General features: G+C 68.1%; 26 protein-coding genes. 7 read left to right on the forward strand and 19 right to left on the reverse strand.

The genetic code is table 11. From position 1 onward, the window contains the following. The first annotated feature begins 170 nt into the window (after positions 1-170). Positions 171-1,511: an AAA family ATPase gene (locus I0K15_RS20095; RefSeq protein ID WP_196103251.1), complete on the forward strand. Its 1,341-nt coding sequence runs from the start codon at positions 171-173 to the stop codon at positions 1,509-1,511. Here I0K15_RS20095 and I0K15_RS20100 read toward each other — a convergent pair. The 14 genes from I0K15_RS20100 to I0K15_RS20165 form a co-directional block, all read right to left on the reverse strand. After that, positions 1,480-2,088, reverse strand: coding sequence for a hypothetical protein (locus tag I0K15_RS20100; RefSeq protein ID WP_196103252.1), 609 nt, complete (start codon positions 2,086-2,088; stop codon positions 1,480-1,482). The genes I0K15_RS20095 and I0K15_RS20100 overlap by 32 nt on opposite strands. Then, a complete protein-coding gene (dapE, locus tag I0K15_RS20105) occupies positions 2,085-3,239 on the reverse strand; it encodes a succinyl-diaminopimelate desuccinylase (RefSeq protein WP_196103253.1) in 1,155 nt (384 codons plus the stop codon). Before dapE ends, I0K15_RS20100 begins: the two co-directional genes overlap by 4 nt. Next, positions 3,236-4,045 carry a GNAT family N-acetyltransferase gene (locus tag I0K15_RS20110; RefSeq protein WP_196103254.1) on the reverse strand — a complete coding sequence of 270 codons (810 nt, stop codon included), beginning with the start codon at positions 4,043-4,045 and terminating at the stop codon, positions 3,236-3,238. Before I0K15_RS20110 ends, dapE begins: the two co-directional genes overlap by 4 nt. Then, positions 4,042-4,698 (reverse strand): HAD hydrolase-like protein, encoded by a 657-nt coding sequence (locus tag I0K15_RS20115; protein WP_196103255.1) that lies wholly within the window; start codon positions 4,696-4,698, stop codon positions 4,042-4,044. The genes I0K15_RS20110 and I0K15_RS20115 overlap by 4 nt, the downstream gene beginning before the upstream one ends. Positions 4,699-4,764: 66 nt before the next feature. Then, positions 4,765-5,730, reverse strand: coding sequence for a 1-phosphofructokinase family hexose kinase (locus I0K15_RS20120; protein WP_196103256.1), 966 nt, complete (start codon positions 5,728-5,730; stop codon positions 4,765-4,767). 27 nt (positions 5,731-5,757) lie between these two features. Beyond that, complete coding sequence (locus I0K15_RS20125) at positions 5,758-6,234, reverse strand: GNAT family N-acetyltransferase (protein ID WP_196103257.1); 477 nt, start codon at positions 6,232-6,234, stop codon at positions 5,758-5,760. Continuing rightward, positions 6,231-7,277 (reverse strand): aldo/keto reductase, encoded by a 1,047-nt coding sequence (locus tag I0K15_RS20130; RefSeq protein WP_196103258.1) that lies wholly within the window; start codon positions 7,275-7,277, stop codon positions 6,231-6,233. The genes I0K15_RS20125 and I0K15_RS20130 overlap by 4 nt, the downstream gene beginning before the upstream one ends. 4 nt (positions 7,278-7,281) lie before the next feature. Further along, positions 7,282-8,184, reverse strand: a complete 903-nt coding sequence (locus I0K15_RS20135; RefSeq protein ID WP_196103259.1) for an NAD-dependent epimerase/dehydratase family protein — start codon at positions 8,182-8,184, stop codon at positions 7,282-7,284. A gap of 37 nt (positions 8,185-8,221) precedes the next feature. Beyond that, complete coding sequence (locus I0K15_RS20140) at positions 8,222-8,545, reverse strand: hypothetical protein (protein ID WP_196103260.1); 324 nt, start codon at positions 8,543-8,545, stop codon at positions 8,222-8,224. A gap of 23 nt (positions 8,546-8,568) precedes the next feature. Further along, a complete protein-coding gene (gene dapD, locus I0K15_RS20145; RefSeq protein ID WP_196103261.1) occupies positions 8,569-9,390 on the reverse strand; it encodes a 2,3,4,5-tetrahydropyridine-2,6-dicarboxylate N-succinyltransferase in 822 nt (273 codons plus the stop codon). A 92-nt stretch (positions 9,391-9,482) separates the two neighbouring features. Continuing rightward, positions 9,483-10,355 (reverse strand): esterase-like activity of phytase family protein, encoded by an 873-nt coding sequence (locus I0K15_RS20150; RefSeq protein WP_196103262.1) that lies wholly within the window; start codon positions 10,353-10,355, stop codon positions 9,483-9,485. After that, a complete protein-coding gene (gene mepA, locus I0K15_RS20155; RefSeq protein ID WP_196105541.1) occupies positions 10,352-11,161 on the reverse strand; it encodes a penicillin-insensitive murein endopeptidase in 810 nt (269 codons plus the stop codon). Before mepA ends, I0K15_RS20150 begins: the two co-directional genes overlap by 4 nt. A 37-nt stretch (positions 11,162-11,198) precedes the next feature. Continuing rightward, positions 11,199-12,554 carry an MFS transporter gene (locus I0K15_RS20160; protein ID WP_196103263.1) on the reverse strand — a complete coding sequence of 452 codons (1,356 nt, stop codon included), beginning with the start codon at positions 12,552-12,554 and terminating at the stop codon, positions 11,199-11,201. A 143-nt stretch (positions 12,555-12,697) separates the two neighbouring features. After that, positions 12,698-13,228 (reverse strand): acyl-CoA thioesterase, encoded by a 531-nt coding sequence (locus I0K15_RS20165; RefSeq protein ID WP_196103264.1) that lies wholly within the window; start codon positions 13,226-13,228, stop codon positions 12,698-12,700. A 92-nt stretch (positions 13,229-13,320) separates the two neighbouring features. Between I0K15_RS20165 and I0K15_RS20170 the strand changes: the two genes are divergently transcribed. Beyond that, the gene (locus I0K15_RS20170; protein ID WP_196103265.1) at positions 13,321-13,608 is read left to right on the forward strand and encodes a YggT family protein; all 288 of its coding nucleotides are present in this window, start codon (positions 13,321-13,323) and stop codon (positions 13,606-13,608) included. On the opposite strand, the gene I0K15_RS20175 is transcribed toward I0K15_RS20170, so the two are convergent. Beyond that, the gene (locus I0K15_RS20175) at positions 13,605-14,225 is read right to left on the reverse strand and encodes a VOC family protein (protein ID WP_196103266.1); all 621 of its coding nucleotides are present in this window, start codon (positions 14,223-14,225) and stop codon (positions 13,605-13,607) included. The two genes, I0K15_RS20170 and I0K15_RS20175, sit on opposite strands and share 4 nt — an antisense overlap. 141 nt (positions 14,226-14,366) lie before the next feature. Between I0K15_RS20175 and I0K15_RS20180 the strand changes: the two genes are divergently transcribed. The 3 genes from I0K15_RS20180 to I0K15_RS20190 all read left to right on the forward strand — a co-directional run bounded on the left by I0K15_RS20180 (position 14,367) and on the right by I0K15_RS20190 (position 16,652). Further along, entirely contained in the window at positions 14,367-14,681 is a 315-nt protein-coding gene (locus tag I0K15_RS20180; RefSeq protein WP_196103267.1) for a rhodanese-like domain-containing protein, read from the forward strand. An 88-nt stretch (positions 14,682-14,769) separates the two neighbouring features. Further along, entirely contained in the window at positions 14,770-15,975 is a 1,206-nt protein-coding gene (chrA, locus tag I0K15_RS20185; protein ID WP_196103268.1) for a chromate efflux transporter, read from the forward strand. Between the two features lie 107 nt (positions 15,976-16,082). After that, positions 16,083-16,652, forward strand: a complete 570-nt coding sequence (locus tag I0K15_RS20190; protein WP_196103269.1) for a nucleoside deaminase — start codon at positions 16,083-16,085, stop codon at positions 16,650-16,652. On the opposite strand, the gene msrA is transcribed toward I0K15_RS20190, so the two are convergent. Then, a complete protein-coding gene (gene msrA / locus I0K15_RS20195; protein ID WP_196103270.1) occupies positions 16,645-17,229 on the reverse strand; it encodes a peptide-methionine (S)-S-oxide reductase MsrA in 585 nt (194 codons plus the stop codon). The two genes, I0K15_RS20190 and msrA, sit on opposite strands and share 8 nt — an antisense overlap. A gap of 123 nt (positions 17,230-17,352) precedes the next feature. On the opposite strand from msrA, the gene I0K15_RS20200 reads away from it, so the two are divergent. Continuing rightward, positions 17,353-17,649, forward strand: coding sequence for a hypothetical protein (locus I0K15_RS20200; RefSeq protein ID WP_196103271.1), 297 nt, complete (start codon positions 17,353-17,355; stop codon positions 17,647-17,649). Continuing rightward, on the forward strand, positions 17,646-19,457 hold the full coding sequence (locus I0K15_RS20205) for a methyl-accepting chemotaxis protein (RefSeq protein WP_196103272.1): 1,812 nt from the start codon (positions 17,646-17,648) through the stop codon (positions 19,455-19,457). Before I0K15_RS20200 ends, I0K15_RS20205 begins: the two co-directional genes overlap by 4 nt. 6 nt (positions 19,458-19,463) lie before the next feature. Here I0K15_RS20205 and I0K15_RS20210 read toward each other — a convergent pair whose 3' ends face one another. From I0K15_RS20210 to I0K15_RS20220, 3 genes are all read right to left on the reverse strand, one after another. Next, positions 19,464-20,681 carry an argininosuccinate synthase gene (locus I0K15_RS20210; protein ID WP_196103273.1) on the reverse strand — a complete coding sequence of 406 codons (1,218 nt, stop codon included), beginning with the start codon at positions 20,679-20,681 and terminating at the stop codon, positions 19,464-19,466. A 49-nt stretch (positions 20,682-20,730) separates the two neighbouring features. Continuing rightward, entirely contained in the window at positions 20,731-20,901 is a 171-nt protein-coding gene (locus tag I0K15_RS21305; protein WP_196103274.1) for a DUF2256 domain-containing protein, read from the reverse strand. Between the two features lie 273 nt (positions 20,902-21,174). Continuing rightward, the gene (locus I0K15_RS20220) at positions 21,175-22,281 is read right to left on the reverse strand and encodes a pyridoxal phosphate-dependent aminotransferase (RefSeq protein ID WP_196103275.1); all 1,107 of its coding nucleotides are present in this window, start codon (positions 22,279-22,281) and stop codon (positions 21,175-21,177) included. Between the last annotated feature and the right edge of the window lie 2 nt (positions 22,282-22,283).

Here is a 22,283-nt window from a genome sequence, read left to right on the forward strand (position 1 = left end):
ATCCGTCAGATCACGCGAGGACAGCAGATGGTCGGCATTCTGCCATACCGGGCGGGAAGATATTTCAAATGCTATCAATGTGTTGACGATCGCCCACGGAACCGTCTGACTGGCCATGCTGCGGGCGCGAAGGCCGCTTGCGTGGGGCAATCTGAAGCGGAGGAACGGTCATGGCCGATGGCGGACCGACAGTTGATTTCGAAGAGCGGGTCGTCGACCGCATCACCAAGCACTTTGCGGGCCTCCGGACCCGGGACCTCACCACGATGGGTCGAGTGTTTCCGACGACCGCGCGGCCGGACCTCGAAACGGCGATCGCCGACCTGCTTGAGGCCGAAGCAACCGACGTCGATTTCGTCGGCGTCAGCGCCCTGAACTATCGCCCGCTGAAATTCAGCGCGCTGATCAGCGAGCGGCGCGAACCGCCGATCGTCGTCCCTGCCGAGTACCAGGACATCGATATCGGGGACGAGACGCCGGGCCGGTGCATCGTCTCCGGCATCTGGTTCTTCACCCATCGCGACGCCCCTGTGGCCCTTCTCGTCTCCCAGGCGGAGCGGCCTTACGACGATCCCGGCGTGCGGGTCGAGGTGGTCATGAGCGAGGCCGGCGGCGGGCGTGATGCGGCGCAGCGACTGCTCGGCATAATGGCGAAGTCGCTGACCGAACGCTCGGTCTATGCGGGACGCACGCTCTCCTTCACCACGCAGCGCTCGTACATGGGCGGTCTCGGCGCGCTGCAGGTCCACCAGTTGCCCACGGTCTCGCTGGAGGATGTGATCCTGCCACGGCCGACGCTGGAGGCGTTGCAACGCACCGTCTTCCGTTTCGTCGAGACGCGGGCCGCGCTGAAGGAGCACGGTTTTTCCACGAAACGCGGGCTGCTGCTCTACGGTCCGCCGGGGACCGGGAAGACGCATTTCATCCGCTATCTGCTGTTCCAGATGGCGGGACATACGGCACTGTTGGTGACGGCAGAGCAGGTCGCGTACTTCAACCAAGTCATGATGGTCGCCCGCGCCCTGCAACCGGCCATCGTGGTCATTGAGGATGCCGATCTGCTGGCTCGCGCGCGCGAGGAGCGGGACGGAGACTGCTCGCAGGTGCTGCTCAACAGCCTGCTCAACCACATGGATGGCCTGACGGAGGATGCGGAGATCCTCTTCATCCTGACGACCAACCGTCCCGAGACGCTGGAGGCGGCGGTGCGCGACCGCCCCGGTCGCATCGATCAGGCGATCGAGATCCCGCTGCCCGATGCGGAATGCCGGGCCCGCCTGCTGCGGCTCTACAGCGAGCGCATGACACTGCCGGAGAGCATCGTGGAGGCCTGCGTCCGCCGAACGGACAGCGTCTCCGCCGCCTTCATCCGGGAGCTTGCGCGGCGCATGGCTCAGTTCGCCCTGCTTCGCGATACCAAGGAGGTCGGGGACGAGGACATGCAGCTCGCGCTCGACGAGATGCTGAACGCCGGGGACTTCAACTCCATGGCCCTGGGTGCCGCGTCCTAGGGGCTTCAGACCATCGCGCGACACGCGCCTCCAGCTCGTCGACCGAAATCGGGAGCTTCGACAGAGGGATCGCGATGGCGATCGCCTGGAACACGAGGACCACCGACGCATCGCGTCGGTGCAGACCCTTGAAGAGGACCCAGCCTTGCGTGACACCGTCGATCGCGCCGCGCAGGGTCGCGCCCTCCGGCCCGATGGTCACGGTGCGTGCGCCTCCATACGTTTCGCTCAGGTCGAGCGCGTGGCGATGCCAGATGTCGATCCACGACATCCGCATGGCGCTCAGCACCGGCACTAGGACGATCATGGCAAGGATCGTCCCCGCTGCGACGAGTGCAACGAGCTGATGCACGGCCGGGATCTCGCTGCTCCACAGCCAGAGCTCGGCTGCGGCATAGAGAGCAACCAACGCGGCCGCGAGGGTGACGGCGGTTAACAGGATGGACACCAGCGACCGACCGCCGTGGCGCGTCATCGTCTCGGTCAGGGCCGCGTCGAGCTGCTGGAGGCCGAAGACGTTGTCCTCGTCCGATACGTCCCGGTAATCGAACGTGACCGTGATTTGCGGTCCGGTCACGTGCCGCCCGTCGCGAAATAGCCGCTCAGGATGCGCATGTAGATCGCCTTGAGCTGGTGGATGTGCTCGACGCGGACATGTTCGTCCACCTGGTGCATGGACTGGCCGACGAGGCCGAACTCGACGACCGGGCAGTGGTCCTTCACGAAGCGGGCGTCGGAGGTGCCACCCGTCGTTGAGAGCTCGGGGGCGAGGCCCGTCTCAGCCTCCACCGCGCGCCCGATGAGGTCGGAGAGCTCGCCGGGCGGCGTGATGAAGCTCTCGCCCGAGATCTGGATCCGCAGGTCGAAGGCGATCCCGGTCTCCCGGCTCATCTGCTGCGCCTCGCGTTGCAGCCAGTCGGAGAGGCCCGCGCCGGTATGCGCGTCGTTGAAGCGGATGTTGACGGTCGCGCGGCCCTGCCGGGGGATCACGTTGTTCGCCGGATTGCCGACATCGATCGTGGTGATCGCGAGGGTGGAGGCGTCGAAGTGCTCGGTGCCGGTGTCGAGCTCGGCTTGGGCGAGCTTGTCGAGCAGGCGCACGAGGCCGGGCAGCGGGTTGAGCGCGCGGTGCGGATAGGCCGAATGGCCCTGCCGCCCCGTGGCCGTGATGAAGGCAGTCATGGAGCCGCGGCGCCCGATCTTCATCATCTCGCCCATCCGCTCCGGGCAGGTGGGCTCACCGACGAGGCAGTGGTCCATGCGCTCGCCCTGTTCGGCCATCCAGTCTAGGATCGCGGCGGTGCCGTCCACGCCGTCGCCCTCCTCGTCGCCGGTGATCGCCAGCACGACGGAGCCGTCGGGCGGGGTATCGCGGACGAAGTCGATGGCGGCGGCGGCAAAGGCCGCGACGCCGGATTTCATGTCGCAGGCACCGCGCCCGTAGAGGGTGCCGTCCACGATCTCGGCCCCGAACGGGTCGTGGGTCCAGTCATCCGGGTTGCCCACGGGGACCACGTCCGTATGCCCGTTGAAACCGAACGTCCGGCCGTTCTTCCCCTCACCCCAGCGGGCGAAGAGGTTGGCGATGCCATTGCGGTCCACGCGCGTGGTGTTGAACCCGGCCTCCGACAGCAGCCGGTCGAGGAGAACGATCGCGCCGCCTTCCTGGGGCGTGACGGAGGGGCAGCGGATCAGGTCCTGCGTCAGCGCGACGGGGTCGGTGGTCATCCCAGCTCCATGGTGGCGATCCCGAACAGGCGGGCGTGGTCGGTGGCGGGCGGTGTGCCACGATACATGCGGGCGGTCTCGAAGACGGGCGCGGCGTTCAGGAGAGCCGCGAGCTCCGCACCCGCCGGGTTGGCGTCGGGGATATCGACGAAGATTTCTGTTTCTCCGAGGCTTGCGGCCGCTGCTTCAACCAACCTCAGAGCGGTTGCGGCGTCGGGCGCGATGAGAGGCCCGATCTTCGCGCCGGTCCCACAGCGCCGGATCGTGACGAGGGTGTCGGGCCCGGCGGTCAGCGTCCGGCGGTGCTCCGTATCGCTGAACCATGCAGTCGCGAAGCGCGGGCGGGCGGCACCATTCACCGCTTCGTCCAGAGCCTCCAGCGCAGCCGGATCACCCGGCCCTACGCCCTCCTGCGTGCGCGGCATGGCCTCGGCGGCGAAGCGCACCGTCCGCCCCATCTTCACGAAGCCGGAGCGGGCGTAGTTCTCCTGCTGCGCCGGGACGCCGTCGAGGCCGACCGTGCGCCCGGCGGCATGCTCCAGCGCCGCTTGCCAGACTGCCCAGCCATGGCCCTGCCCGCGATAGTCCGGCAGGCAGAGGTAGAGGCCCAGAAAGGCGAGCGCGTCGCAGTGGTTCACCACGCTGATCGCGGCGACCGGTTTCCCGTCCACCTCGTTAACGAAAAAGCCCTCGGGGTCGGCGGCCATGAACGCCGCCGCGTCGTCGCGCCCCGGGTTCCAGCCCTCGGCCGCGGCCCAGTCGAGGATCATCGGCAGTTCGTCGGCGCGTGCGGTGCGGATCGTCATAGCTCTATTCCCATCAGGTCGGCCGCGATCTCCGGCACTTCGGCGGGCGCGCCGGCAAGGCCGTCAGCCTCGGCCGTGTGCAGCTCCCCCTCCTCGGCGAAGCCCCAGAGCGCGCCGATCGTGGGAATGTCGTTGTTGCGCGCGCCCTCGATATCGTGCCGCCGGTCGCCGAGCACGATGCAGAGCGCGGGGTCGTGCCCGGTCTCGGCGAGCACATGGGCGTAAAGCGCGGTCTTGTCCGCGTTCTTGCCCGAGATCTCCGCCCCGAAGATCCGGTCGACATGGGCGTCGAGGCCCAGGACCTCCGCCTGCCGTTCGGCCACGGGTGTCGGCAAGACGGAAGTGAGGTAGATCGCCACCTCGAGGTCGCGCAGGTCGTCGAGCATCACGCCGACATCGTCCTGCACCTCGGCCTCCTCCACCCCTCCGGCCATATAGGCGGCGAAGAAATCCGTGACCGCCTCGCCGATATCGGCGGTGGTGCCGAGCAGAACCTCCAGCACCTCCCAGATCGGGGGGCCGACGGTCCAGCCGAGCTCGGCCACAGGCGGCACCTCACCGCCCTGCTGGCGCAAGGCGTGGCCGAGGGCCGCGAAGTAGCCTTCGGAAGGGTCGACGAGGGTGCCGTCGAGGTCGAGGAAGATGGCCTGCATGTTCGTTCCCGCGCGGAGTGGACCTGATGTGACGCAGAGACGCGCCGTTGTCCATCATCGATGGTCTCAGAGCGGTGGCAGATCGAGGGGCGTCACGGTGACTTCGGCTGCGAGGCGGCGGGCGGTCGCGCCGTCGAAGAGCTCCGTCGCCGGTGTCGTGACGGCGGCCGCGGCGGCGGCGGTACCGAGGCGGACGGCGTCCGCGAGGCTCTCGCCCTGCGCGAGCGCGAGGGTCAGCGCGCCCATCAGGCTGTCGCCCGCACCCACGGCGCTGACAACCTTTACCACCGGCGGTCGGCAATGGACGGCGCCCTCGGCCCAGACGCCGACATTGCCCTCGGCGCCGAGCGCCATGACGAGGTGGTCGGCGACACCGGCGCGCAGGAGAACCCGGCCGAAGAGCGCCAGCGCCTCGGGCGTGTCGAAGGAGCGGCCCGCCAGTTCCTCCGCCTCCGCCCGGTCCATGCGGAGCACATCGACGGGGCCGCCGGGCATGCCCGCGGCCGCGGCGCTGAGCGCGGGGCCGGAGGTATCGAGCAGGAAGCGGCCGCCCTGCGCGCGGGCCAGCGCGCCGATCCGACCCTGCACCTCGGGCGCCACACCGGGCGGCAGGCTGCCGGAGAGGACGACCATCGCGTCGGCCGAGATCGCCTGCCCCAGCGCGTCGAGCATCGCGGCGACGTCGCCCTCCGACCATTGCGGCCCGGCCATGACGAAGCGGTATTGCTGCCCGCTCTGCGCCTCGGTCACCGCGAAGGACTGGCGGGTGAGGCCCGGCCCGGCGAAACGCGCGACGCCGATCCCCTCCCCCTCCAGCATCGCGGCGGCGAGATCGCCGGTGACGCCTGCGAGCGCCGCGAAGGCCGTCGAGGCACCGCCCAGCCGGGCCACTGCGCGGCTCACATTGATCCCGCCACCACCTGGATCGAGCCGTTCATCGGCGCAGCGCAGCTTCAGATGGGGTGCTACCAGCGGCGTGGAGGCGGACACGTCCAGCGTCGGGTTGAGGGTGACGGTCAGGATCTCGCGCATCTTCTCCTCCGCTCGCTCCGGCCGCGGTCAGACGGGACCGGACACGGTGACATGGATCGGCTCCAGCCCGGCGCGCTGCATCAGCCTGGCCGAGGCGTCGTTGAACGTGAAGTGGACAACGCGCAGTTCGGTGACCTGGGCCTCGCGCAGCCGGGCTCTGAGCGCGTCGATCAGCGCGAGCGCCACGCCCTGCCGACGCGCCTGCTCCGCCACCGCAACGTGATGGATCATGGCATAGCGATAGGCGGCGTGGATCGGCCCGGGCTCCCGCGTGATGAGCTCGTGGAGCAGGTAGCCGATCGCCCGCCCCTCCCGCTCCGCGATCAGCGCGGCCTGATCGGGCTTCTCCAGCGCCTCAGCGAACCAAGCCTCCATCACCGCCGGCTCATCGAGCGGGCTGAACCACTGCGGATGCGCCGCGGCGTGCAGCGCCTGCACGTCGCGGTTCAGCGTCGCGAGAGCCGGAGCGTCCGCCGCCGTCGCCACCCGGATCGCGAGGCTCAATAGGGGATCGGATAGCGGCGGTGGAGCGCGCCGATCCCCTCCATCACCTCCGCGCTCAGCTCCGTCTCGGCGGCATCGAGACACACGTCGAGCTGTTCCAGTGAGGTCGCCCCAATGATGACGGACGCCATGAAGGGTCGCGTCAGACAGAAGGCGAGCGCCATGGTCGCGGGGTCGATTCCATGGTCACGGGCAAGCGCCGCATAGGCGTCGGCCGCCTCCAGCGAGACCGGATTGACCCGCCCGCCCAGCTCCGGCGAGGACACGTCGCGGCGCGAGCCCGGCACGACCACGTCGCCCGAATACTTGCCGGTGAGCAGGCCCGCCGCCAGCGACGAATAGGCGAGCAGCCCGACCCGCTCGTGATGGCCGAGCTCCGCAAGGTCGAGATCGTAGTGCCGGTACATGAGCGAGTACTCGTTCTGAGCCGACGCGACACGCGGGAAGCCCTCAGCCTCGGCGATCTCCAGCATCTTCATAATGCCCCAGGAGGTGTCGTTGGAGACGCCGATATGCCGGATGCGCCCGCGCTCGACCTCCTTCGACAGCGCCTCCAGCGTGCGTTTCAGATCGTCGACCGTCGCCTGCCGCTCCTGCCCCGACGGATCGTACTCCCACTGGCGGCGGAAGTGGAAATGGCCGCGGTTGGGCCAGTGGAGCTGGTAGAGGTCGATGGTCTCCACGTTCAGCCGCTTCAGCGAGCCGTCGAGCGCGGTTTCGATAATCTCCGGCGTGATCGGGCCGCCGTCGCGGATGAAGCCGAAATTGCTGCCGACGACCTTGGTGGCGAGGATCACGCCATCCGCGTTGCCCCGCTTCTTCACCCAGGTCCCGATGATCTCCTCGGTCCGCCCGCAGGTCTCCGCGCTGAGCGGGGTCGTGGGATACATCTCGGCCGTGTCGATGAAGTTCACGCCGCGCTCCAGCGCGCGGTCGATCTGCGCGTGGCCCTCCGCTTCGGTGTTCTGCGTGCCCCAGGTCATGGAGCCGAGGCAGATCTCGCTCACCTCGAGGTCCGAGGTGCCCAGAAGTCGCTTTTTCATGATGTCATTCCCGTGCGGTGCCCGCATCGACATAGCGGCGCCAGTCATGCTCTTCAACGAAGCCGAGCATCTCGCGCACCTTGCGGTTGGAATAGAGCGCCTCGTGCTCGTCCACGGGGTCGAGCGGCACGCCGGGGAAGTACGTCTCCGCCAGTTCCCGCGCCGGACGGTCGACGGAGTTGGTGTCGTTCGCGGCGTTGAAGATCTGGAAACCTAGGCCGTCGGTCTCGATACACCGATGCACGATCTGGCCGAGATCGCGGGCATCGACATAGTTGAAGATGTTGCGCTTGCGGACCTGCGGATCGGCGAAGAAGCCGGGGAAGAGATCGTATTCATGCGGCTCGATCACGTTGCCGATCCGCAGGGCGTAGATGTCGGCGCCCGTGCGCGCCTGGAAACTGCGCGCTGTGACCTCGTTAACGACCTTGGACATGGCGTAGCTGTCCTCGGGCACGACCTCCATCTCCTCGGTGACGGGCAGCCGCGCGGGCGGCTTGTCGCCCATGGCGAAGCAGGTTCCGTAGACGGTCTCGGACGAGGCGATGACGACCTTGCGGATGCCGAGCTTTGTCGCCGCCTCGATGACGTTGTAGGTGCCGATGGTGTTGATGCGGTAGGTCTCCGCGTCCGAGCGCAGCAGGATGCGCGGCACGGCTGCGAAATGAACGACCGCGTCGAAGGGCTGCGGCGCGCCTGCCTCCAGCTCGCCGAGATTGGCGTGCTGGGTCAGCGCCGCGAAGACCTGTCCGCTGTCCGTGATATCGGCGTGGAGGTCGTCCACCCCCTCGGCGCCCAGCGGCACCAGATCGGCGTTGACCACATGGTGCCCCGCATCCCGCAGCCACGGCACCACATGCCGCCCCGCCTTGCCCGATCCGCCGGTGAACAGAACCCGCTTGCCCATCGCATCCTCCCGTTTCGAAGGCACGATAGGGCGCGGCTCAGTCGAAGTAAGGGGTCATCTGCGCGATCACGACGGCATTCTCATCGAGCGCCCGCTGCATGAGCGCCCGCTCCTCCGCCCCGATCTCATGCCCCTCGGCCACCCGGTCCTCCGCGGTGCCGTAGCCCGTCACATCGAGCGGTGCGAGCCCCGCCTGCTTGAGGATCGCCACCGCCTCCCGCACTGCCTCGGACTCATCGACGCCGGAGGAATAGAGCATCAACGCCCCGCCGGTCGCGCTGTCGGGCAGGTCATCCCCCTCCGACCGCCCCACCTCGACGAGAAGCGTGTAGACCTGCTGCTGGCGCGCGCTCTTGCCCATCACTCTCTCCAAATACGCAAGTCTCAGTCGCGCAACAGCTCGTTGACGCCGGTCTTGGAGCGGGTCTTCTCATCCACCCGCTTCACGATCACCGCACAGTAGAGATGCACACCGTTCTTCGAAGGCATCGAGCCCGAGACCACCACCGAATAGGGCGGCACTTCGCCGTACATGACTTCGCCGCTCTCGCGGTCCACGATCTTGGTGGACTGGCCGATATAGACGCCCATGCCGAGGACCGAGCCCTCACGCACCACGACGCCTTCGACCACTTCGGATCGGGCGCCGATGAAGCAGTTGTCCTCGATGATCGTGGGGCCGGCCTGCATCGGCTCCAGCACGCCACCGATGCCGACGCCGCCCGAGAGGTGTACGTTCTTGCCGATCTGCGCGCAGGAGCCCACGGTCGCCCAGGTGTCGACCATGGTGCCCTCGTCCACGTAGGCGCCGAGATTGACGAAGGAGGGCATCAGCACCACGCCCTTCCCGATGAAGGCGGAGCGGCGCACGACGCAGTTCGGCACGGCGCGAAAGCCCGCCTCGCGCCACTGGTTGTCGCCCCAGCCCTCGAACTTGGAGGGCACCTTGTCCCACCAGGTCGCCGCCCCCGGCCCACCCGGCACGACCTCCATGTCGTTGAGGCGGAAGCTCAGCAGTACCGCCTTCTTCGCCCACTGGTTCACGTGCCAGCCGCCGTCCTGCGGCTCCGCCACCCGCAGCCCGCCGCCGTCCAGCGCCGCGAGCGTCGCCTCGACCGCCTCGCGCACCTCGCCGCCGGTGGTGGAGGAGATCGTGTCCCGGCTCTCCCAGGCGGTTTCGATGGCGCGTTCCAGATCGGCGGTCATGGCGGGTCTCCCGTTGCGAGTTTGCGTGGGGCTCTACACGGCCCCGCCCCCCGGCGCAATCGCGCGGGCTCCCGAAGACCCGCGACGCGACGCTACTCGGGCAGGATGTACTCCGTGAGGAGCGTTTGCTGGATGAAGGAGAAGTTGTCATCCGAGATCAGCGTCATCCGCAGCCGCCCGGCCGGATCACGCCAGACATCGATGCCCTCGGCATTGTCGACCGTACCGGTGGGCGGCAGCGCGATGCGCTCATCCTCCAGTCCCTCGCCTATCGCGAAGCTGCGCACGCGGACGCTGAGGCCAAGAAGGCCGACGCTGCGCTCCAGCACGTAGAACCGCCCGTCGGGACCGAGATCGGCGCCGGTGACCAGGAAACCGCCGCGCCGCGGCACCGCAAGCGCAGTGTCCCAGCCCTCGGCCGTGCGTCGGTAGACCGGGAACGGCCGGTCGAGCTCGCCCGATCGCTCGGGGATTGCGTAGAGCGTCCCGTCGGGACCGCTCGCCAGCGCCTCCAGTCCCGAGTTCTCCTGCAGGGTGGCAAAATCATCGGGCGCCTCCACGGTGTCGGGCAGCGCCGCGCGCTCCGCGTAGAGGTCGATGCGATGCTCACGCTCGAAGGAGACGTAGAACCCGCCCTCCGACGCCGGGGCGAGCCCCTCCGCATCGCGGTGCCGCCCCCGCAGGCGGCGACCGTCGGGACCCTTCAGCCAGCTTTCCTCGAGCATCTCGACCGCAGTCGGATGGCCGTCCGCGTCCCGCGTCACGCGACCGAGGAACACCCGGCCCCGGTCGCCGACCGCGATCAGCTCGGTCCCGTCCGGCGACAGCATCAGCCCCGACAGGCCGCCGAAACGTTCGAAGGTCTCGGTCCAGTCGAGCTGCGCCACCCGACGCGGCGCATCGGCGGCCACGCCGACGGGCACGCATCCCGCCAGCGCGAGCAGGCACAAGGTCCGCAGCTTCATTGCGCCGTCAGCACCTGGCTGCATTGCGCGGGAAGCTGGGCGAGCGTCAGGTCGGGACGCGGCTCGGGCGGCGGGGCGTTCGGATCGGGGATCAGGGCCTCGTCCGAGGTCCACCAGGCCAGCGTCTCGTCACAACCCGTGCCTGCCGGGATCGGCGCCTGATCCTCGCAGAACGTAGCGCCTTCCGGGCAGTTGAGACGCACGTGGAAGTGGAAGTTGTGGCCCCACCAGGGCCGAACCTTGCGCAGCCAGCTCCGGTCGCCGGTGGCCGCCCGGCACATCTCCTGCTTCACCGCCGCCGCGACGAAAATGCGGGCGACCGCCGGATCCTCGGCCGCCGCGCGCAGCACTGCCATGTGGCCGGGCGTCCAGTTGCCATTGATGTTGCGCTGGTCCTCGGTCCGGACGGAGATCGAGCTCAGTTCCTCCCGCTCCTGCACCGTGAGGTCGAGCCGCCCGGGCGGCAGCATCCAGATATCCGCATCCAGTCCCGACTGGTGGCTCGCATGGCCCGTCAGCATCGGCCCGCCGCGCGGCTGAGAAATGTCCCCGATATAGAGGCCGTTCCACCCGGCCTCGGTCACCGCAGCGCGGCTCAGCCGCTCAAGGAAGGCGATGGTGTCCGGATGGCCCCAGTTGCGGTTGCGGCTCAGGCGCATGGCCTGCCAGGTCGGACCGGTCTCCGGCAGCTCGACGGCCCCGGCCACGCAACCGCGCGAATAGGAGCCGAAAGGCTCCGGCGCCTGGGGCGAAGGCCCCGGCATCGCGCCGAAGAGCTGCTTGGCGGCCTGCGGCAAGGCCGGCATGGCGGTGAGGATGGCGCACACGGCAAGCGCGAATACTCTACGCACGGTCAGAATCTCCCTGGGGTTTGACGAAGACTAGCAGCAGTGCCCCGCCGAGGAACAGGGCCACGACGGGAGTGACGCCCAGACGCTGGGAGCCCGTGAGGTCGGTCACCAGCCCGATCAGCAGGAAGCCGACGAACGCCGTAGCCTTCCCCGCCAGACCGTAGAGGCCGAAGGCACGCGTCATCTCCCGCGCCGCCCCAGCCTGCCGCACCATCAGCGAGCGGGACGCGGCGGAAAGCGCACCGCCAGCCGCACCGATCGCCGCCCCCAGCGCGAAGAAGAGCGTGACGGGCAGCGTCGAGCCCTCCTCCAAGGGAATGCCCAGCACCGAGCGCTCGGTCATCAGTAGGAGGCAGGCCGACAAAGTGGCGAGCGACAGCACGCAGAACATCACCACCGGCTTCGGCCCCAACCGATCATCGAGCCAGCCGCCGAGCAGCGCCCCCGCCGTACCGGTGACGGCCCCGAGGATCCCGAAGATGCCGAGCTGCACGATGCTTACCCCCAGTACCCCCACCGCATAGATCCCGGCAAAGGCATAGAGCGCGGCGAGCCCGTCGCGGTAGAGCATGGAGGAGAGCAGGAACCGCAGCAGCGACGGCCGCGACGGCAACCGCCGCAACGTCCGCGCGAGGGCCGCCAGCCCCTCGCGCGCCGACGCACCGGGTGCGCGCCGCCCGATATCGGGCGTCAGCAGGAACAGAGGCAGGATGAAGACGACATACCAGATGGCCGAGACCGGACCCGAGGCCCGGCTCCCCTCCCCCGCGGTCGCGTCGAGGCCCAGGATCGGCTCCGCGCCGAGCTGGGTCAGCCCCGTCTCCGGATCGGCGACCATGAAACCGAGGACCAGCACCAGGCTCACCAGCCCGCCGACATAGCCCATCGCCCAGCCACCGCCGGAGATCCGCCCGATCCGCTCGGGCGGGCCGAGATCGGGGAGCATCGCGTTGAGAAAGATGAAGGCGAGCTCCGTCGTCACCAGCGCCACGGCGAAGGCCACGAAGATCACGAAGGGCGCCTCCATGTCCGGCACCGCGAACCAGAGCGCCGCGACGGCCGCGACATGGATCAGGGAGAGCCCCGCGATCCACGGCTTGCGCGGCCCCGACACGTCGGCCATCGCCCCGAGCACAGGCGCGAGCACCGCGATCGCGATCCCGGCCAGCGCGGTCATGTAGCCCCAGGCCGCCTGCCCTTCATCGCCGCCCCCCAGCCCGTACTCCACGAACCAGGGCGCGAAGACGAAGGTGACGCAGAGCGTGTGGAACGGCTGCCCGGCCCAGTCGGCGAACATCCAGGCGATCACGCCCCTGCGCTGCCCGCGCCCTGCCGTCGCCACCGTCATCCGCGCCTCCATGATCCATCGAAGCCATCAGGCATGCCGGGCCGCACCAAGGCAAGCCGCTCCCGTCGCGAAAACCGCCCCCTCTTCCAGCTTGCCGAAATATCCTCGCGCGGCAGCGCGAAACCGCGTCTGCCCCGCTGCCCTCAGACCTCCGGCGGCCAGACCCGCTGCGCCTCCGCCGCCGACCAGGCATCCACCCAGCCGGGCAGCGCCGGGCCCCAGCCGGTGGCGCCCATCTCCTCCAGCACCTCCTCGACCGGGACCATCCGCCGCGCGCCGGTCACCGCGGCGCGGTAGAGGATCGAGGCGTGGCAGTCGCCCTCGCGCCACATCGACTGCTGTAAGTAGAAGAACCGCCCGTCATGCCCGATGCAGCGGGTATGCATCTCGTAGCGCTTGAAGGTCAGGATGCGCTGGCGGTAGCGCACGCTCGCGCCCGCCATGGTCAGTCCCCAGCCCCTTCGCCGCAGGGCCGCGAGCAACCCGGTGCGCTGGGCCGTCGGGATCCGCCCCAGGTCGAAGATCGTCAGCACGCGGCCGTTGTTCATCTCCCCGAACATGTCGGTGTCCCAGGGCCAGCAGATGTGCTGCGACACATGGACACCGTCGAGCGGCAGAGGCTGCTGGCGGGCGGCGCGAACCGTCTGCCAGGCGAGGCGGAGGAACGGATACATGGAAAATCCCCGGTTTTTTCGCGCACTCTTGCAGCTTTGGGGGCATCCGACTACCTCTGACGCCGTGTCACCTTCCCCGAGAGGCCGCCTTCATGAACTCGATCGCCGATATTCTGCTGCTCGCCATCGACATCGCGTTCTGGATCGTGCTGATCCACATCATCATGAGCTGGCTGATCACCTTCAACGTGCTCAACATGAGCCAGCCGCTGGTCTACCAGATCTGGTCGGGGCTGAACCGCCTGCTGGAGCCGATCTACGGCCCGATCCGGCGGGTGCTGCCGAACACCGGCGGGCTCGACCTCGCGCCGCTGATCTTCATCTTCGGCCTCTACGCGCTGGAGATCGTGATCCGCAACAACATCCTGGCCTTCGCCTAACCAAAGCGAACGATCCCGCCCGGCGTCTCGATCTCCGCGGCGAGCGCAGGCGCGCCGTCATGAAGGTAGATCAGGCCGTCCGCACCCAGATCCGCGATCGCGGCGCGCTCTTCCGCCCCGGTGGTCACGTCGAGCTTCAACAGGCGGAGGCCCACGTCCGGCAGGCTCTCCTCCGGCGTCGTCACCCCGTCGGGCCAGTCGATCACGACGGGCACCGTGCCTCGCCCCGGCATCAAGCCGTCCGGGCGCACCGTCAGCCGCCAGTGCAGCGCATCGCGCGTGACCTTCAACACCTCGCCAAGGTCCATCGGATTGCGCGCCACCAGCCGATCGATGTCGCGCGAGCGGACCTGCCAGGTGACGAGCTTCGGCCCGTCCGCAAGCCGCGCCCGCATCTCAGCCCCATCGAGCCCGAACCACCGCGGCCGCGGCGCCTCTGCGTCCGGATCCACCGCGATCACCTCCATGTAGCAGTCGCCCAGCGACCAGAGCGCGTTGTGCGTGCCCATCAGCGGATGCGCCCCACCGCCGCCCGCGGCGACGCCCAGCCGCGCCTCCATCCAGGCCCGTCCCTCCTCGAGGGACCGGGCAGCGAAGACGAGGTGATCGATGCGCATGGGGCACCTCCTGTCACGAGAGCTTCACGGAAATCGCGCATCAGCCTATAACGCAAGTGACGGGACCAGGCGATCTCCCGGATGTCAGGCCACGATCGGCCCAAGCATCGCGCGACCCTGACGAGAGAGGGAGCCCTGCCTGTGACCGACCCGTATCTTCCTGCCATTGAAGCGTCCGAGGCGCTGAGCGACCCGCGTCCGCTGATCGACGTGCGCAAGGCCACCGCCCGCGATGGCGCGCCCGACATCGCGGGCACACGCTGGATCGATCCGTTTCGGCTCGACCACGACCACCCGCTGATCGAGGCGGCCGTGCCCGTGATCTTCTTCTGCGTCCACGGGCATGAGGTCAGCCGCTACGCCTGCGCCCTTGCCCGCCTGCACCGCATCGACGCGGCTTATGTTGAGGGCGGCTACGAAGCCCTTGTCACTGCGGGCGCGAGGCGCGCCCCATGAAAGCTTTCGGAGTCGCCCAGATATCCCGGCGTGACCGCACAGCTAGGCGCCCCATCTCCCCTCGAAGACCGCTCGTGGAGGCCGCCCCATGACCCCCCGCCTGTCCGACGCCCTGCCGCTCTACCTCAAGATCGGCCTCCTGTCCTTCGGCGGCCCCGCCGGCCAGATCGCCCTGATGCAGGAGGAGATCGTGACCCGCCGCGGCTGGGTAGAGCCTGCGGCCTTCCAGCGCGGGCTCAACGTCGCGATGCTGTTGCCGGGGCCGGAGGCGCAGCAGCTCGCCACCTGGCTCGGCTGGCGGCTGCATGGCATCGCGGGCGGGATCGCGGCGGGCCTCGCCTTCATCCTGCCCGGGGCGGCGCTGATGATCGTCCTCGCCTGGATCGCGGCGACACGCGGGGACACCGGCATCGTCGCCGCGATCTTCTACGGCATCCAGCCAGCGGTGCTGGTGATCGTCGGCAAGGCGGTGCTGGCGCTCGCTGGCCGCTCGCTGACGGGTCCAAGGGCCTGGGCGCTGGCGGTGGCGGCCTTCGTGGCATTGGCCCTGCTCGGCCTACCCTTCCCGCTCGTCGTGGCTCTGGCAGCCGCCGCAGGCTTCCTGCTGCCCCGCGCGCCCGACCCGGACGTGCCCGACGCACCGCCCGCCCGCGGGCAGATCGCGCGCATCGTCGGGGTGAGCGTCGCCCTTGTGCTGGCCGTCTACCTGCTGATCCGCATGAGCTTCGGCGCGGATCCGTTCAACGGCGTGGCGGAGCTCTTCCTGTCCGCCGCCTTCGTCAGCTTCGGCGGGGCCTACGCGCTGCTCCCCTACGTTGCCGACCGTGCGGTCGAAACCTATGGCTGGCTCGACGCGACCCAGATGCTGAACGGCCTCGCGATTGCCGAGGCGACGCCCGGCCCCCTGATCCTCGTCAACGTCTATGCGGGGTACTTCGCGGGCCACACGGGTGGCGCCTCCGGCGTGCTGACCGCGAGCCTCGCCTGCTTCTACACCTTCGCGCCGAGCTTCATGCTGATCCTCGCCGCCGCCCCGCATGTGGAGGCGATGCAGCGCCAGCACTGGATCCGGCAGGCGCTCGCGGGCGTCTCCGCGGCGGTGGTGGGGGTGGTCGCCAACCTCGCCCTCTACCTCGCCCTCGCGGCCCTTTGGGACGGTAGCCTCGACATCCTGAAGAGCGCCCTCCTCGTCCTCTTCGCCCTCGCCGCCTGGAAGCTGAAACCACCGGTGGTGGCCATGATCGGTGCAGGTGCTGGGATCGGCATCGCACTCTGGTTGGTCGGATTGATCTGAGAGCGAAAGGTCCCGGCTCTGCGGCCGGGACGGTTACACCCCTTGCGACCGCCCCGGACCCGATCCGGGGCCTTCCGCCATTCGCACCCAGCCGCTAGCCTCCTACCATGACCAACCCTGCCCTCGCCCGCCGCCTGCTCGACGTGATCGAGCATGATGTCCTGCCGCTGACTCGCGCAGGCGTCGCCGCAGGCAACAAGGTCTTCGGCGCCGCGATCCTGCGCAAAGCGGACCTCTCCCTCATCATCGCCGCCACCAATCGGGAGATGGAGAACCCGCTCTGGCATGGGGAGATCTCCTGCCTCAACGCCTTCTACGCTGAGACGCCGGGGCCGACCGAAGACCTGATCTTCCTTTCCACCCACGAGCCCTGCACCATGTGCATGAGCGCGATCACCTGGGCCGGGTTCGACAACTACGCCTATCTCTTCAGCCACGAGGACAGCCGCGACGGCTTCTCGATCCCGCACGATTTGAGGATCATGGAGGAGCTCTACGGCCTGCCGCCCGGCGGATACCGGCGGCGCAACGCATTCTTCACCGCCCGCTCCATCGCCGAGATTTCGGGCAGCGACCCGGCGCTCGCCGACCGACGCGCGACCATCACCGCCGAATACGCCGCCCTGTCGAAAGCCTATCAGCGCGGCAAGGCCGCCAACGCCATCCCGCTCAACTGAGCGGCACGTCGGCCCAGACGCGGTCCACCTGCCGGTCGCGCCCGCAGCTCAGGCGGTAGAAGTTGTAGCGCAGCGGATTTTCCAGGTAGTAGTCCTGGTGGTAGGCCTCGGCGGGCCAGAACGTGCCGCCCTCGACGATCTCGGTCTCGACCTCCGCCTCCAGCAGGCCCTCGACCCGCGCCTTGATCTCGGTCGCGACCTGGAACTGCTCCGGCGTCTGCGCATAGATCGCGGTGGTGTAGGCGAAGCCGCGATCGCAGAACTGCCCGCCCCCGTCGAGGGGATCGGTGGTGCGGAAGAGATGCTCGGCCAGCGTGTCGAAGCTCACCACCTCGGGGTCGTAGACGATCTCCACCACCTCCCGATGCCCCGTGCCGCCGCCGACCACTTCGGCGTAGCTGGGCGCTTCGGTCGTGCCGCCGGCAAAGCCGCTGGTCGTCTCGAGCACGCCATCGAGCTTGTCGAAATCGGCCTCGACGCACCAGAAGCAGCCGCCCGCGAACACCGCGCGCGCCGGCTCCTCCGACATTGCGGGGGTGCCGCCGAAAGCCAGCGCGAGGCCCATCATCCATTTCATGTCGCTCTCCTCAAAGGCTCGACCCCAAGATCGGCCACCGTCGGGCCTACCGCAACAGGCCGGACGCGACCGTGATGTCGCGTGAGGTGGAAACGAAGTCTTAGGACATCTGCGCGTATCCCGGTGCAAACCGAGGAGAACGCCATGCTGCGCCCCCTGATTCTGATGCAGGTCGTGATGCTTGCGCTAATCCCGCTCGCGGGTGCGGTGATGTCCGGCGACGCGGCCGGTAGCTATGTGGCATTGTCCGCCGCTCCGCTGGCTTCGCTGGACGTGGTGGAGGTCACATGGTCCGGCCTGGGGACGACCCATCTCGGCGTGGTCCACGGCGTGCCGGATGCGATGCGGGCAGCGGGCCTCGTGCCACTTCTCGACGTGGGCGCACTGCTCGCGTTCTGTGGCGCGGGAGGGAGCGCATGAAGTTCGACCACCTCTCCCGCCCTGCCGAGATCTTCGCCTTATACGCGCTCGCCCATGGCCCCATCATAGCTCTGATCGCCTACCAGCTCGATCGATCCGTGCTCGTGACGCTCGCGATCTCGGCCGGTCTCGCCATGCCGGCGCTGATCGCGGCGCGACTGGGGATGAAGCATGCGGCGCTGCCGGTCGGCCTCGCGCTGATCGGTCAGGCGGCGCTGCTGAACGGGGTGCTCATGGGGCATCCGTGGCAGCTCGACACCCACATGTACTACTTCGTCATGCTGGCGATCATCGGGATGCTCGACGACGTCCGCACCGTCGTCATCGCCGGGCTCGCAGTGATCCTCCATCATCTCGGGCTGAACTACGTCCTGCCAGAACTGGTCTATCCCGGCGGCACGGATGTGAGCCGCGTGTTGATGCACGGCGGTATCGTCGCGCTGGAATGTGCCGCGCTGATCGCCGGGATCCGACGGCGCCAGTTGCTGTCGAGATCGACGGCCCAGGCGCGGGAGGAAGCCGAGGAACAGGCCCAGGCGGCAGAGGCGGCGCGCCAGGATGTCGAGCAGCATGCCGTGGAAGCGCGTGCAGCCAGGACGAACGCGCTTGCCCAGGTCGATGCGGCCTTTGCCGGCGTGATCGAAAGCGGGCTGTCGGGCGACTTCTCGGGCCGGATCTCCACCGGCTACGAGGATGAGGTGCTCAACCGTCTGGCGGAGCGTCTCAACCACCTCTTCGCCCGGCTCGAGGAGAGCCTGTCCGCCGTCGACGCCCAGTTTGCGGCCCTCGCCGAAGGACATCTCGACCGCCGCATGGAGATCGTTGCCGCGGGTCGGTTCGAGGAAATCCGCGACAACGCCAACCTCGCCTCCAGTTCCTTGGCCGCCCTCGTGACAGATGCGGGCCGCGCCGTGACCGCAACCCGAGCGACAGTGAAACGCGTCGTCGCTGACAGCAGCGAGGTCTCCGATCGCGCCGCGCAACAGGCTGCCGCGATTGAGCAGACGGCCACGACGGCGCAGCAGTTCACCCAGTCGCTCGAAGCGGGTCAGGCCCTCCTCGGCGAGGTCCATGATCGCGCAGGCGCCCTCTCGGAACACGCCATGAGCGGTGCAAAAATCACGGCCGAAGCAGTCGCCGCCGTTGGCCGCATCGCCGAAGGCTCCGTGGAGATGCGCGAGATCCTCGACGTCATCGACGCCATCGCCTTCCAGACCAACCTGTTGGCGCTGAACGCAGCGGTCGAGGCTGCGCGCGCCGGCGAGGCAGGAAAGGGCTTCGCCGTCGTGGCCGCCGAGGTCCGCAGCCTCGCACAGCGCAGCGCCTCCGCCGCCAGCGACATCTCCAAGCTGATCGAGGACAGCAACAGCAACATCGACCGGGGCGTCGAAATGGTTGAGCGCGCCGGCTCCATGTTGACCGAGATTACCCGCCAGATCGAACTGGTGGCCGGTCAGGTCCAGAACGTCGCCCGCACCGGTCAGGAGCAAGCGACCGGTCTGCGTGAAATCGACGCCGCGATCACGGCGATGGAGGCAGGCGTCCAGTCCACCGCCAGCGTCGCCGACCGCACGGCCCGCGCCATGGGCGAGCTTGCCGAAGAAATCGAGACGGTGGAAGCCCGCATGGCGAGCTTCTCGACGGCCCCAGCGCCAACGGACGGTGCCGAGGAGGAGACTTCGACGCCAGACATTACGGACGCGGGCAACTCACGCCAAGCTGCCGACGAAGAGCCTGCAGCCGAAGCACGCCGCATTCGCTGGACCTCCGGCAACCTCGCGATGGAAGAAGACTGGTCGGAGTTCTAACGCTGCTCAGCGACGGTTTCGCGCCGCGAGCAGTTTGAGGCGCAGCGCGTTGATCCGGATGAAGCCCTCGGCATCCTTCTGATCATAGGCGCCGGCATCCTCCTCGAAGGTGACATGCTGCTCGGAGTAGAGCGTATCGTCCGACCAGCGCCCCACGCAGCGCGCGCTGCCCTTGTAGAGCTTCAGCAGCGCGGTTCCGTTCACGCGGGCCTGGCTGTGGTCGATCGCGGCCTGCAGCATCTCGCGCTCCGGGCTGAACCAGTAACCGTTGTAGATGAGCTCCGCATAGCGCGGCATCAGCTCATCCTTGAGATGGGCCGCACCCTTATCGAGCGTGATCGACTCGATGCCGCGATGCGCTTCGAGAAGCAGCGTGCCGCCCGGCGTCTCGTAGATCCCGCGCGACTTCATCCCGACATAGCGCCCCTCGACGAGATCGAGACGTCCGCAGCCATGTTTCCCGCCAAGCTCGTTGAGGCGGGTGAGCAGCGTCGCCGGCGACAACTGCTCACCGTTCAGGGCAACGGCGTCGCCCTTTTCGAACGTGATTTCGATATGCTCCGGCGTGTCCGGCGCATCCTCGGGATGGACGGTGCGCTGGTAGACGTAGTCCGGCGCGGGCTCGGCCGGATCCTCGAGCACCTTGCCTTCCGAGGAGGTGTGCAGCAGGTTCGCGTCGACCGAGAACGGCGCCTCGCCCCGCTTGTCCTTCGCGATCGGGATCTGGTGCGCCTCCGCGAACTCCAGCAGCCGGGTCCGGGAGGTCAGGTCCCACTCCCGCCACGGCGCGATCACCTTGATGTCGGGATTCAGCGCATAGGCCGACAGCTCGAAACGCACCTGATCGTTGCCCTTGCCGGTCGCGCCGTGGGCCACTGCATCAGCACCGGTCTCGGCCGCGATCTCCACCAACCGCTTGGAGATCAGCGGACGCGCGATGGACGTCCCGAGCAGGTAGAGCCCCTCATACACCGCGTTAGCGCGGAACATAGGGAAGACGAAGTCGCGCACGAACTCCTCGCGCACATCCTCGATGTAGATGTTTTCCGGCTTGATCCCGAGCAGTTCGGCCTTGGCGCGCGCGGGCTCAAGCTCCTCCCCCTGGCCCAGATCGGCAGTGAAGGTCACGACCTCGCAGCCGTACTCGGTCTGCAGCCACTTGAGAATGATCGAGGTATCGAGCCCGCCCGAATAGGCGAGGACGACTTTCTTCGGTGCGCCCATGGGGAAGTCTCCGCGTCAGATATCGGCCCCGCCTAGCCGATCGCCCGGATCAGTTCAAGCGAGCGTCCGGCTTCTCGGACGGACCGGTCCGGCGACAGCGCTCGGAGCAGTAGCGGACGTTCTCCCAATCGCGGGCCCACTTCTTGCGCCACGTGAAGGGGCGGCCGCAGGCGAGGCAGGTCTTCGTCGGGAGGTCGGCCTTGCGCCGCATTCGCGCCATGGGAGATCAACCTGTCGTTGAGAATCGAAACGTAGCGAAACAACGGCCTGGACCCATCCGGAGCGGGCCGCATGCATGTCTGCTCCTATGCAAAACCACAGACAAACGGCACAGAACAGAATAAGGGGCGACCACAAGGATCGCCCCTAAAAATCTGAAAATAAACAAAAAATAGCCTTTGGCCAGATCAGGCCAAATTGCACTTTCTTTTAATATCTTCAAATTGAGCGGCATTGGTTAATGAGATATTGATGGAGCGAGTGAAGTTCGGCTCTAATTATTAATGGTTGTGGCTATTTTCGGAAGTTCTACTTCGAGTAGATCAAGTTCTTGTTTTCGTCCAACCGAGACGCGAATACATCGGTTTTGCGGCGCCACGAACGGCATCCGCACGAAGATCCCGGCCGCTCCAAGCGATTCGAGGCACCCGCGCGCGCGCTCCACATCCGCCCCGCAGTCGATGGTCACGAAGTTCGTGGCCGATGGCAGCGGCGTCAGCCCCATCGCCTCCGCCATACCGGCGATCCGGGTGCGCGCCGCCGACGTCTCCGCCACCACATGGGCGAGCCAGTCATGGTCCAACAGCGCCGCCAAAGCGGCCGCCTGCCCCACCCGGTTCACCCCGAAATGGTTGCGGACCTTGTCGAAGGACCGGACCAGCGCTTCCTCCGCCACTGCATAGCCCACGCGCAGTCCGGCGAGCCCGTAGGCCTTGGAGAAGGTCCGCATGCGCACGACCCGGGGATGCATCACGTCGATCGGCGGCAGGGTGCCGGACGGCGCGAACTCACCATAGGCCTCATCGAGGCAGAGCACGCAGCCATCCGGCAGCGCGTCGATCATGCGCTGAACCGTGGCCGCCGTGTGCCAGGAGCCCATCGGATTGTCGGGGTTGGCGAAGTAGATGAGCTTCGCGTCGACCTCGGCGGCCTTCGCGATCAGCGCCTCCGGATCCTCGGCATCGTCACGATAGGGCACGGTGTGGAGCACGCCGCCGAAGCCTGTCACATGGTAGTTGAACGTCGGATAGGCGCCGAGCGAAGTGACGACGGCATCGCCGGGTGCGACAAGCAGGCGCACCAGGTAACCGAGCAGGCCGTCGATCCCCTCCCCCACGACCACGTTGCCCGGCGCCACGCCGAGGTGATCGGCGAGCGCGTGGCGCAGGTCGTGGTTCTCGGGATCGCCGTACATCCAGCCGTCGGCAGCGGCGCGGGCCATGGCCTCGACCGCGCGCGGCGACGGGCCGAAGATGCTCTCATTGGCGCCGAGCCGGGCGGAGAAGGCGCGGCCGCGCGCGCGCTCCTGCGCTTCGGGGCCGACGAAGGGAACGGTGGCGGGAAGCCCCGCCGCCAGTTCGGTGTAACGGGGTCCGGTCATGG

Origin of the sequence: Pontivivens ytuae (assembly GCF_015679265.1) — a bacterium.
In the GTDB taxonomy this organism is placed as follows: domain Bacteria; phylum Pseudomonadota; class Alphaproteobacteria; order Rhodobacterales; family Rhodobacteraceae; genus Pontivivens; species Pontivivens ytuae.